Origin of the sequence: Methylacidimicrobium sp. B4, assembly GCF_017310545.1 — a bacterium.
Classification (GTDB): Bacteria; Verrucomicrobiota; Verrucomicrobiia; order Methylacidiphilales; family Methylacidiphilaceae; genus Methylacidimicrobium.
Map to the genome: position 1 here is coordinate 14,519 of NZ_CP066203.1, position 11,452 is coordinate 25,970.

General features: G+C 64.4%; 8 protein-coding genes and 1 pseudogene. 4 read left to right on the forward strand and 5 right to left on the reverse strand.

The window, feature by feature from the left end; genetic code table 11:
• Window positions 1-12 precede the first annotated feature (12 nt).
• Window positions 13-633 carry an HAD family phosphatase gene (locus tag MacB4_RS00090; protein ID WP_206863884.1) on the reverse strand — a complete coding sequence of 207 codons (621 nt, stop codon included), beginning with the start codon at window positions 631-633 and terminating at the stop codon, window positions 13-15.
• Between the two features lie 93 nt (window positions 634-726).
• Complete coding sequence (locus tag MacB4_RS00095; RefSeq protein WP_206863885.1) at window positions 727-1,935, reverse strand: MFS transporter; 1,209 nt, start codon at window positions 1,933-1,935, stop codon at window positions 727-729.
• Between the two features lie 263 nt (window positions 1,936-2,198).
• Here MacB4_RS00095 and MacB4_RS00100 point away from each other — a divergent pair, with 263 nt between their 5' ends.
• Entirely contained in the window at window positions 2,199-3,953 is a 1,755-nt protein-coding gene (locus tag MacB4_RS00100; RefSeq protein ID WP_242529255.1) for a PQQ-dependent dehydrogenase, methanol/ethanol family, read from the forward strand.
• Between the two features lie 90 nt (window positions 3,954-4,043).
• On the forward strand, window positions 4,044-4,415 hold the full coding sequence (locus MacB4_RS00105) for a 4a-hydroxytetrahydrobiopterin dehydratase (RefSeq protein WP_206863887.1): 372 nt from the start codon (window positions 4,044-4,046) through the stop codon (window positions 4,413-4,415).
• A gap of 73 nt (window positions 4,416-4,488) precedes the next feature.
• Here MacB4_RS00105 and MacB4_RS00110 read toward each other — a convergent pair.
• From MacB4_RS00110 to MacB4_RS00120, 3 genes and pseudogenes are all read right to left on the reverse strand, one after another.
• Window positions 4,489-5,439: pseudogene (locus tag MacB4_RS00110) on the reverse strand (NAD(P)-dependent oxidoreductase); the annotation flags it as partial.
• 320 nt (window positions 5,440-5,759) lie between these two features.
• Window positions 5,760-7,148: a dihydrolipoyl dehydrogenase gene (gene lpdA, locus MacB4_RS00115; RefSeq protein WP_206863889.1), complete on the reverse strand. Its 1,389-nt coding sequence runs from the start codon at window positions 7,146-7,148 to the stop codon at window positions 5,760-5,762.
• A 3-nt stretch (window positions 7,149-7,151) separates the two neighbouring features.
• Entirely contained in the window at window positions 7,152-8,399 is a 1,248-nt protein-coding gene (locus tag MacB4_RS00120; RefSeq protein ID WP_206863890.1) for a pyruvate dehydrogenase complex dihydrolipoamide acetyltransferase, read from the reverse strand.
• 260 nt (window positions 8,400-8,659) lie between these two features.
• Here MacB4_RS00120 and MacB4_RS00125 point away from each other — a divergent pair, with 260 nt between their 5' ends.
• Together MacB4_RS00125 and MacB4_RS00130 are read left to right on the forward strand one after the other, a co-directional pair.
• Window positions 8,660-9,823 (forward strand): helix-turn-helix domain-containing protein, encoded by a 1,164-nt coding sequence (locus MacB4_RS00125; RefSeq protein ID WP_206863891.1) that lies wholly within the window; start codon window positions 8,660-8,662, stop codon window positions 9,821-9,823.
• Between the two features lie 73 nt (window positions 9,824-9,896).
• Window positions 9,897-11,447, forward strand: coding sequence for a tetratricopeptide repeat protein (locus tag MacB4_RS00130; RefSeq protein ID WP_206863892.1), 1,551 nt, complete (start codon window positions 9,897-9,899; stop codon window positions 11,445-11,447).
• Window positions 11,448-11,452: the final 5 nt, after the last annotated feature.

Genomic DNA, 11,452 nt, shown 5'->3' on the forward strand with positions numbered 1-11,452 from the left:
CGATGATCGACTTCAGTCCAAAGAGAGGGAAAGTCCCGCGAGCGCCGCTTTCGTCGTCGCATAGCCCCGATGACAGATCCCTTCGATTCCGAGCCTCCGGGCCACATCGACGAACATCGGACGGTCCTCGATATAGGCGCATTGCGGCGGGGGAGTCTGCGAGACGTCGAGCGCCAATCGAAAGATCTCCTCGTCGGGCTTCCGCAGATGAACGAAGGACGAGACGATGAAGTAGTCGATGAAGGAGGCCAGAGCGAAGGCTTGAATCCGGTGGACCTGAAGCTCCCTGCCTTCGTTGCTCAATACCGCCACCTTGAGCCCGTGCTTCGCCTTGAGCTTCTGCACAAGCTCGATCATCTCCGGAAAGGAGGAGGATTGAGCGAACATGAACTTCCGGAATTCCTGCATCGTGAAGGGCCGGCTCTGGTAGAAGACGATTCGTTCCAAGTAGCCGTCGAGGGTCAGCTTCCCGACTTCGTAGGTGTCGAAGGTCAGGTGATGCCGTTCTTCCATCTCTGCCGCATCCAAGCCGAATGCTTCCGCGGCCTTCCTCCGGCATGCGGTATCCCAGCCGTTGGAAAGGAGGACTCCCCCGAGATCCAAAAAAAGGGTGGTGATCGGAGCACTGCTCATAGGTGATAGGCGTCACTCTTTCGACTTTCCGGCCGGTTGGCAAGCGGGAAGCCGCTTCTCCCGGCCCTGCTGGCGGAGGCCCGTTGCGCGGTCTCATCCGGCCCGCCGGGAGCTCCAAGCCGTGACCGCGAGGGTCCCGAAGGCGCAGAGGCCTGTGCCGAGCAAGATCGTGGCCGGAGCCCCCCAGAAGCGGGAGACGAGCGCGGCGAAGAGGCTCCCGATGGGGAAGAGGCCTTGGAAGAGAAATGTGGCGATTCCCACTACTCGTCCCCGCAGCTCTCGGACCGCATGCTCCTGGAGGAACGCATTCCCTGCCGAAAGGAAGACGACCAGTCCCAAGCCCGCTAGCCCGAGGAGTGCTGTCGAGACGAGGAAGGAGCGGGAGAGGGAAAAGCAGGCCGCCGAAAGGAGGAAGATCCCGAGGCCGCCCAAGACGAGCCGGGGGAGCGGAAGGGTGCGCACGAGGCTGGTCGCCGCCAGGCTGCCCAAGAGGGATCCGGCACCGCTTGCAGAAATCAGGATCCCCAGCCCCTTGGGGCCGCTGTGGAGAATGCTTTCGGCAAAGAAAGGGAGCAATACCGTGTAGGACCAGCCGAAGACCGTGACGAGGCCGATCAAGGAGGCCTGGCCGAGGAGGGGCTTCCTTGCCGCGATGTAGCGGACCCCCTCCCGAAGGGAGTGGAGGAAGGGCCTCCGGGAAGGGCATTGTGGCGAAGAGGACACCCAGAAGAGGCAGCCGAGGGAGAGGAGGTAGGAAAGAGCGTTGGTCCAGAAACAGGCGGCCACGCCGAGCGAGGGGATCAGGAAGGCGGCGACGGCCGGGCCGATCAAGCGCGCTCCGTTGAAGAGCACTGAGTTCCAGGCGACCGCAGCGCGAAGTTCCTCCTTCGGGGCAACGTCGAGGAAGAGGGCTTGCCGCGCAGGAAGCTCGAAGGAGCCGGCAAGGCCGAGGGCAAAGACGAGGAGGCCCAGAGCCCAAAGAGAGAGGAGATGGAGGAAGGCGAGGAGGCCCAGAGCCGAAGCGAGAAGGAGCGCCGCGATTTGCGCAAGGATCACGATCCTCCGCCGCGGGAACCGATCGGCCATGGCGCCGGCTGGAAGGGAAAAGAGGAGCAGGGGAAGGGAGCCGGCACAAGCGAAAAGGCCCAGCCAAAACGGCGATCCGGTCATCTGGTAGACGAGCCATCCTTGGCCTACGTTGTGGACCCAGCTGCCGAGGAAGGAGGAAGCCTGTCCCAGGAAGAGCATCCGGAAGGGGGCGGAGCGAAAAGGGGCCAGCTGGGGAAAAATCTTCATGGGCATGTGCCTGCCACTCGATAAAATGCGCTGAGTTTTGTTCGAGGAAAGAGCGTCAGGCTCCGCGAGAAGATCGGAGCGACGGCCAGGCCACGCGAGCACTGTGTCGCGCCGCCGAGCAGGGGTTCCGATGTCCGGTGCGATTGGGGAAGAGGGGAAGGAGTGGAGGAGCAAGGATGGGGATCGAACGGTGGACGAGGGGAAGGGAGAGAGACCATGGATGCGGCTTTCGGACGAGTTGGATATATCCACTAATCCTCCTGGTGGCCATGCCCTTCTCGTTGTGGGCCAACGAGGAGCTGCTGCGGCTGGGAGCCGATCCCGGTCAATGGCCGATGCAGGCCAAGAATTACGCGGCGACGCGATACAGCGAGCTTGACCAGATCAACGCGAGGACGATCGAACGGCTGCACGTGGTCTGGAGCTTCTCTACCGGCGCCCTTCGAGGCCATGAAGGGGGACCGCTGGTCGTCGGCGGCGTCATGTACGTTCACTCTCCTTTCCCGAACACGGTCTATGCTCTCGATCTGGCAAAAAAGCCCTACGCGATCCTGTGGAAGTATACGCCGGAGCAAAAGCCGACGGCGATTACGGAGGCTTGTTATGATACCGTCAACCGGGGCGTCGCTTATGGGATGGGGAAGATCTTTCTCGGAACCCTGGATGGACAGCTGATCGCCTTGGACGCCCACACCGGCGGGGAAGTATGGAAGGTGAAGCAGGGCGAGATCGGGCGTGGGGAGACGATTACCGGAGCCCCCATCGTGGTCAAGGACATGGTCTTGGTCGGAATCTCCGGGGGTGAGTTCGGAGTCCGGGGGCGGGTCAACGCGTACGACGCGAACACCGGCAAGCCGCGCTGGGTGGCGTACAGTCAGGGGCCGGACGACGATGTCTTGCTCGAGGGCGATTTCAACAAGGAATGTCCGCGCCATGGCGGAGAAGGGGAGGGGACGCGCTCCTGGCCCGGGGAGCAGTGGAAGCTGGGCGGAGGCACTACCTGGGGCTGGTTCAGCTACGATCCGGAACTCGACCTCTTCCACTATGGGTCCGGCAACCCGGGCTCCTGGAACCCCGACGAGAGAAAGGGAGGAGACAACAAGTGGGCCTGCACGCTCTGGGGGCGGCGGCCGGCGACGGGAATGGCCCGCTGGGCCTACCAGATGACTCCCTGGGACGCCTGGGGCTACGACGGGACGAGCGAGCTTGTCCTGGTCGATCTGCGGATTGGAGGGACGGCGCGCAAATGCGCCGTTCATTTCGACAAGAACGGTTATGCCTACACGCTCGACCGGGGAACCGGGGAGGTTCTCTCGGCGTCCCCCTTCGTCTACGTGAACTGGGCCAAGGGAATCAGCCGCGGGGATGACCGCCCGATTGAAATCCCGGAGAAGAGAGCGAAGGCAGGCGTGGATATCAAGGGAGTCTGCCCGTCGGCCATGGGGGGAAAGAATCAGCAGCCGGCGGCCTACGACCCGCAGACTCATCTTTTCTACGTCGGGACCAACAATCTCTGCATGGATATCCAGGCCACGGAAGTCCGCTACATTTCGGGCAGCCCCTACATCGGAGCCGACCTGAAGATCTACTCCGGTCATGAGGGCCAGGACAAATACTACGGCGAGTTCATTGCCTGGGACCCGGTAAAAGGCAGGCGGGCTTGGGAAATCCAGGAGAGGTTCCCGGTCTGTAGCGGCGCGCTGGCGACCTCCGGCGGCCTGGTCTTCTATGGGACGCTCGACGGCTGGTTCAAGGCCGTCGATGCCCGGACCGGGGTCGTTTTGTGGCAGCAGAAGCTCGGCTCGGGGATCGTCGGCAGCCCGATCGCCTTCCTCGGACCGGACAACAAGGAATACGTAGCCGTCTATTCGGGGATCGGCGGCTGGTTTGGCTTGCCGGTTGCGCTCGATCTGCCCAAGGGCGATCCGCAAGCGGCCATGGGTGCCGCGGGAGCGGCCTACGACTCCCACCTTCCGGAATCGACGACGCCGGGAGGGGAGCTGGTCGTCTTCGGCTTGGACTAGGCGGTCGATCGGCGGCAGAGGGGACGACGGAGCTGCGGCCCGCTCTCCGGAGCTCGTTGCGAAGCGCACCAGCCGGAGTAGGTTGCTTCTATGAAGACGACCCTGACGAATGAGCGCTGCACCGCCTGCCGGAAGGATGCTCCCCGGCTGACGGAGGCCGAGGTGGAGGAGCTGCGGCACCAGGTGCCTGAGTGGAAGGTCGAGCAGAGGGGGGAGATGCCGATCCTGGAAAGAGTCTTTTCCTTTCCCGACTTCGCCCAAGCGCTGCGCTTCAGCCAGTTGGTCGGCGAGCTCGCCGAGCAAGAGGGGCACCACCCGGCCATCCTGACCGAGTGGGGGAAGGTGACGGTGAGCTGGTGGACCCACAAGATTCGCGGATTGCACCGGAATGACTTTGTCATGGCGGCAAAGACAGGTGCCCTCTACGAGGCCGAGGCGGGGCGCTCCTCCCGGAAGGAATGAGACGGAACGGAGAGAGCAAAAGAGCCTTCCCGAGCGGGAAGGCTCTCTTGCCGGGAAACCTTGTTGTCCTGAGCTACGCGGGAATCTCGCGGGCTCTCCGATCGAGGAAGGTCAGCTCGGAGATGGCCGACTTGTCGAGCTGACCGGCGCCGAGCTTGACCAGTCGGTCGTACTGACACTTCGTGGCATCGGCGAGCGCGAGATGGAGACCCAGCTCGCGTGCGAGCCCCAAGGCGATTCCCGAATCCTTGGCGGCGTGCTCCGCCGAGAAGAAGCAGCTGTGCTCCCGGTTTTGCATGTCCTCGCCATCAGTCTGCAGCACCCGCGAAGCCGCTCCGGTCTGGCCAAAGACGTTGCGGATCATATCGAGATCGAGCCCGAGCGCATGCGCCAGGCCCAACCCTTCGGCTAGCCCGAGGGTGTTGATGTTCATGACCATGTTCACCAAGGCCTTGACCTGGGCGGCCTTGCCGGCGCTTCCGACGTAGGTGAGGGCCGTGCTCAGCGCATCGAGGACCGGCTTGACCTTCTGAAAGACGGCTTCCTTGCCGCCGACCATGAGGTAAAGCTTTCCTTCCCGGGCTTGCGGAATGCTCGAGGCCAGACAGCCTTCCAGGCTTGAGGCGCCGACCTTTTCGACGATCTCTTCGACCTCGACATGCACCTTCGGGCTGACGGTCGCGCAGTTGATGAAGATCTTTCCGGCAGCCTTGCTTTTCAGCAGATTGTCTTCGGGGGATTCGAAAATGCCCAGCTGGGCCTTATCATCGGTAACGACCGTGAAGATGATGTCGGCAAGCTCAGAGACCTGAGCAAGGGTCGAGCAGGCGGTTGCGCCGATTTCAGGCGCGAGCTCCTTGGCCGACTCCGCTCGCACGTCATAGACCGCGGTGACAGGGAATTTCTTATCGTGCAGGCAGCGGGCCATGTTGGCTCCCATCCGCCCGACTCCAACAAAACCGATCTTATCGCTCATTGCTTCCTCCAATTTCCAAGAAGTTTCGCTCTTCGATTCGTCTCCGGGCGAAAGCCAAGCTCACGCTCGAAAGACCATTGACCACTCACTCCACTCGCTCAGGAGCGCTCCTCCGACCTGTCCGCGCCGCCCTCCCGAACCCAGGACACGATCCCACTCTTCCACCGCGATCCTCGGTCCGTCCGGTCGAAGCGTTCTCGCAGACCCGCTTTCGGCCGCCGAGCGCCGGAGCGAGATGCCATTTAGACAGCACTGCTGCTGAGAATCAAGCTTCTCTCCAAGGTGGCTCAGAGGAATTTCTGCGGAGCCGAGGGCGTCGGGCGCCCGATCGGGGAAGGATGGGAGCGCCCGCCCGCATCCCCTGCCCGTTAAATGTGCAGAGGCCGGTTTTCGGCGACCAGGGCGGCTTCCCCGATCATTTCGGAAAGGGTCGGGTGCGGATGAATCGCCTCGTGGAGCTCCGCGGAGCTGCCCTCGCAGGCTATCGTCACGGAGAGCTCCGCGAGGAGCTCGCTCGCATCCGCGCCGAGGATGTGCGCCCCAAGAATTTCGCCATGGGGCTCGGAGAAGAGGATCTTGACGAACCCGACCGAATCACCGGAAGCCATCGCCTTGCCGTTTGCCGCATAGGGGTAGCGGCCGATGCGAAAGGCCAATTTTTGCTCCCGTGCCTGCTCCTCGGTCAGGCCGAGCATGGCGACCTGGGGCTGGGAATAGACGCACGAAGGAAAGATCCCGACCCGGGAGGGAACCTTTCCGGGAACGAAGATGCCCTCGATCGCTTCGAGGCCCTCCCGGAAGGCGACGTGGGCCAGGAGGGGAGGGCCGATGAGATCGCCCGCGGCAAAGACGCCGGGGTAGGAGGTCTCGTAGCGCGCATCAACCTGGACGAAGCCTCCTTCGCGCTCCAGGTTGACCCCGGGGCCGAGGCAGGAGTCGATGTTGGGCTCCACACCGATGGCTACAAGGACTGAGGAGACTTCGAGCTGCTGCCGGGTCTTGCCGGCAATTTCCAGGACGACGCTCCTCTCTCCGACCCGGGCGGATTCCACCCTGGCGGAGGTCAGGATCTGGATGCCCCGCTTGGAGAGATCGCGGGCCAATGCCTTGGCCACCTCCCCGTCGCAGCCGGGCAGGAGCCCGGGCAAGAGCTCGACAAGGGTGACCCGGCTTCCGAAGACCGAGTAGAAGTAGGCGAACTCGACCCCGATTGCTCCCCCGCCGATGATGGCGATCGATTCGGGGCGCTCGGTCGAGGCCAGCGCTTGCCGGCTGGTCAGGACCCGCTCGCCCTGTACGGGCAGGAAGGGCAGGGTTTTCGGACGGCAGCCGGTGGCAAGCAGGATCTGCTTTGCCGCGAGCACCTTTTCCTCGCCCCCGTGGACGAGCCGGATCTTTCGATCGGGAAGGAGCGTCCCCCTCCCCCGAAAGAGCATTACGCCGCGGGCTTCGAAGAGATGATCAACCCCCCTGGCCATCCGATCCGCCACCGAGCGGCTTCGGGCGATGACGGCAGGGAAGTTGAAATCGTGCCCGCTCGACCGGAGCCCGAACTCCTCGGCTCTCCGGAAGAGGTCGAAGACTTCCGCACTCTTGAGGAGCGCCTTGCTGGGGATGCACCCCCAGTTGCCGCACGTGCCACCGAGCTTTTCCTGCTCGACGCAGGCGACCCTTCGTCCGAGCTGCGCTGCCCGAAGAGCGGCCACATAGCCCGCAGGCCCTCCTCCGAGGACGATGAGATCGTACGATTCCGGCATGGCTTACAGCAAGAGGCTGAGCGGTCGTTCGAGCAGCCCTTGGATCTCCCGAAGAAAGCGGGCGCCCAGCGCTCCATCGACGATGCGGTGGTCGCACGAAGCGACCAGGCGGACGCGATGCCCCACGACGATCCGGTCTTGGTCGTCGACCACGGGCTTTCTGGTTAACGCTCCGACCGCCAGAATCAAGGCTTGGGGAGGGTTGATGATCGCGGCGAAGGATTCAATGCCATACATGCCCAAATTCGACAGGGTCAGGGTCCCTCCCGAATATTCCTCTGGCTTGAGCTTTCGCTCCCGTGCCCGTGCGGCCAGCTCCTTTCCCACGCGAGCGAGCTCGCGAAGCGACTTGTCTTGCGCGCTCCGGATGACGGGAGTGATGAGCCCGTCGGGCACGGCGACGGCCACCGCGAGATGAACGGCCGAGAACTGGCGAATTCCCTTTCCTTCCCAGGAGGCGTTTACTTCCGGCACCCGCCGGGCCGCTTCGGCCGTCGCCTTGAGGAAGAAGTCGTTGATGCTCAGCTTTTCCTCCGAGGGCAGGGCCGCCAGGGCTTCGTTCATCTCGGCTCGGAGGGCGAGCAGGGGGGAGGCATTGATCTCGATCTCCAAATAATAATGGGGAATCGAGGTCTTGCTGGCCAGGAGACGAGCGCCGATCTGCTCCCGCATGAGGGAGAGCGGCAGGAGCCGTTCTTCCCCCAAGGAAGCTGGCGCGGGGGTGGCGGGTGCCGCGAGGGAGGAAGCAGCGAGGGCCTGAAGAACGTCGCGCTTGACGATGCGCCCTCCCGGTCCACTCCCCGAGAGCGTCGAGAGCGGCAACGCTCCCTCGGCTGCGATCTTCTTGGCCAGGGGAGAGGCCTTGATGCGGCTTCCGTCCTCTGCGCGTGCAGTGGCGTCCGAGGCTGGGCCGGCCTTCTCCGGAGGGCGGGACTCAGGACCGTCGGTGGGAAGAGGTGGTGTCGAGAGAGCGGAGGCCGGCGAGGACGGGAGAAGGCTTTCGATCGGTTCTCCGGCGGAACCGACGATCGCGATGGGGGCGTTCACCGGGGCCCGATCGCCTTCATGGATCAGGATCTTCCGCAACACCCCCGACTCGAAGGCTTCCAGATCCATCACCGCCTTGTCCGTTTCCACCTCGGCGATGACCTCGCCCTCCTCGATCGGATCGCCTTCCTTCTTCCGCCACGCGACCAGGCGGCCCTCCGCCATCGATGGACTCAACTGCGGCATCGTGAGTTGCTTTGCCATATCTCCTACGGACGAATCGGGTTCCGCGCCGGGCACCGCGTTCTTCGTCTGCGCACCGTAGGGATAGCCGAGACGGAGGGTCAAGTACTTTTCGGTGGCTCTCGTCTTCTGACCAAAAGGAGTGGTTGCGGCGCCAGGGGGGAGCAGAATGGTTGCGAGGGGAGCGGAGTCGAGGTGAAATCCAAGGAAGGCGGCGTGTCGAGGCGGCCGCGTCCCGGCGCGGGCGATTCGTCCGCGAGCCGGAGGAGAAATGAAAGATCATGCTGACTAGGGTGGAATTGGGGCAACGGCTCCGGCGGAGCCGCGAAAGCGCCGGGTTGAGCCAGAAGGAAGCGGCAACCGAGCTGGGGCTGCCCCGCCCGGCCATTTCGCAGATCGAAGCGGGGAAGCGCGGGCTCGATAGCCTGGAGCTGGTGCGGTTGGCTCGGATCTACGGCAAGCCGGTCTCCTGGTTCCTGGAGCCGGGTACGAGTGCCCATCCGCTCGAGATCGCCGCGAATCTCGATCACTTCTCCAGGGTGGACCAGGACGTCCTCTCCCGCTTCGTGCGTTTCTGCGAGGAGTACGGCTGGATCGAGGCGGAGCTGGAGACCTCTCCCGCCTCCCCACTGCCGGATTATGGAGCCGCGGGCGACCCGGCGGACGAGGGAGAGGCGGTTCGTCAAGGGGAAGCGGTGGCGGAGGCCGAACGGAGGAGGCTCGGGATCGGAGGGATCTGCGGAGAAGGGGTCGTCGCCTTGCTCGACCGGTTGGGCATTCGGCTTTCCATTCCGCATCTGCCCGCTTGCCGGGTGCAAAGCGCCTTTCTCTTCCACCCGAGAGTGGGTGCGGCCATCTTCGGCAACACGGGCTGCGGCAACAACTGGCTGCCGCTGATCCTGGCCGAGGAATATGGCCACCTCCTCTTTGATCGGCGATTGGGCGGGTCGATTCATGGCGTTGCTTCGGACGACCCGAAGGCGCTCCTCGATTTGCGATCGATCCGCGCGCGCCGCTTTGCCTTTGCGTTCGTTCTTCCGGCGCCCGAGCTGCGAAAGGCGCTCCCCTTCGACCCCGGGATGCGGCTGGAGGCTGGTCATCGCCTGGGCGTTCCCGACCTTTTGCTCCTGCAGCAGCTCTTCCGCTGCCCGGCAGAGGCGCTGGGCGAACGGTCAGAGCAGTTGGGCTGGGTCCGTCCGGGGCTGCGGGAGCGCCTCGGCTCTGTCCGCTGGAGCGAATGGAGCCGGAAGTGGGACGGAAGGAGGAAGGAGCCGGAGAGGCTCGATCAGCCCTATCCCAGCCGCTTCCTGCGCCTGGTCCTCGAGGGCTACAAGAAAGGGGTTGTGACGCGGGAGCGGCTGGCGAGCCTGCTCGACTGGGAGCGGGTTCAGGCGGGACGATTCCTGTCTTGGCTGGATCGGTGCGCGCGGCTCGACCTCTGCTGAGCGCATCCTTGCCTATCGAGCGGACGGGAGCGTATCGTGGGGCCGGGGAGCGTCGATCCTCGGCGCGCAAACGATGAGGAAGGTTGGCGGCTTGGCTCTCGTCGGGATGGCTGCGGGAATAGGGATGCTCGTCACGTCGGCCCTGCTGCCGGCGGACGCGAGAGCGGCCCAGGCTTCCCCGCAGGATCGTTTCCTGGAAGCCTACGTGGCGCTACGGGAGGCCGATCGGCTGGCCGCCGCCAAAGATTATGCCGGAGCGAGTCGCGGGTATCAGCAAGCGCTTTCGCAGCTCTCCGAAATCCGTCGTTATTACCCGGATTGGGAGCCGGCGGTGATTCGTTACCGGCTCCGTTACGCAACCGAACGGCTGAGTGTTGTCGGGAAAAAGGCAACCCTGGCCCAGCAGGGCTCGCCGCCCCTCCCTACGGAAGGAGGTTCGGGACGGGCGCCCGCAGACCTCCGGGAACTGGTCACGCTCAAGACGAGAATCGCCGATCTCCAGGCGGCACTCACACGCTCCCAGGAGCAGAGGGATCAGCTCTTCGCCGACCTCTCCCGCTTGCGAAAGGCCGTGCCGGGCCGAGGGCCGGGTCCCGAAGGCACGCGCGGGACGGAACGGGAGGAGGTAGAGCAACTGGCCGATCGCTTGGAGAAAAGTGTGAGCCAGTCGCTCGACACCCTGGGCGACCTCCAGAAGGAAAACCGCTCTCTCCAAGGCGTTCTCGCCCGGCTGCGGCAACAGATCGCCAATCTTCCGGCCACCCCCAAGCTGTCGCCCCGCCCGCTCGAGTCGAGCGACCAGGCAGCGTTGCGGCAAGAAAACCTTCTTCTCCGCGCGGCGCTGGCCGACCTCTCCGATCAGGCCAAGCGGCTGGAAGCCGAAAAGCGGCAGATTTTGACTGAGTTTCGCCGGGAATTCCGGCAGAGCACCGAAACGGAGACGATGGGGCCGCGCGTGCGGTCCGAAGCCGCGTCGGCGGTGGGACGAAACCGGAGCTCGGCCGCGCCCCGGGCTTCGGCGGCTTCCGCCTCCTTGCGGGAGACGGTTGCCGCCGCGGGCTCCCTCCCCGTCGAGGAGCTCCGCCGGCTGCTGAGCGAGGCGGCGCGGCGCTATAGCGAAGGCCGCCTTTCCGAGGCGGCCGATCTTTACGAAGAGATCCTGGACACGGAAGTGCGCAACGCCACGGCCTGGTGCAATCTCGGAGTGGTCCGGTTTGCGCAAAAGCAGTATGCCCAGGCGGTAGAGGCGCTGCGCAAAGCGATCGAGCTCCATCCGGCGGATCCCTATCCCTATGCGGTGCTCGGCATGGCCTATTACCGGACCGGATCCTATCTGCTCGCGGCCAACGTCTTGGAGCGGGCGGCGGCGATCGACGGAAATAATGCTCGCATCCGTCGAGAGCTCGGCTTGGCCTACGCGGCGAGCGGGAAAAACCTCGCCGCGAAGCGGGAGCTGCTCAAGGCCTTGACCCTCAACCCGTCCGACGGGGAGAGCCACTTCAACCTGGCCCTCCTCTACGCTTCCGAGGTCCCTCCGGAAAAGAAAAAGGCCCGCTCGCACTATCGCTCGGCGCTGGCGCTGGGCATGGCCAAGGATGTCGCCCTGGAGAGTGCCCTCCACTAACCGAC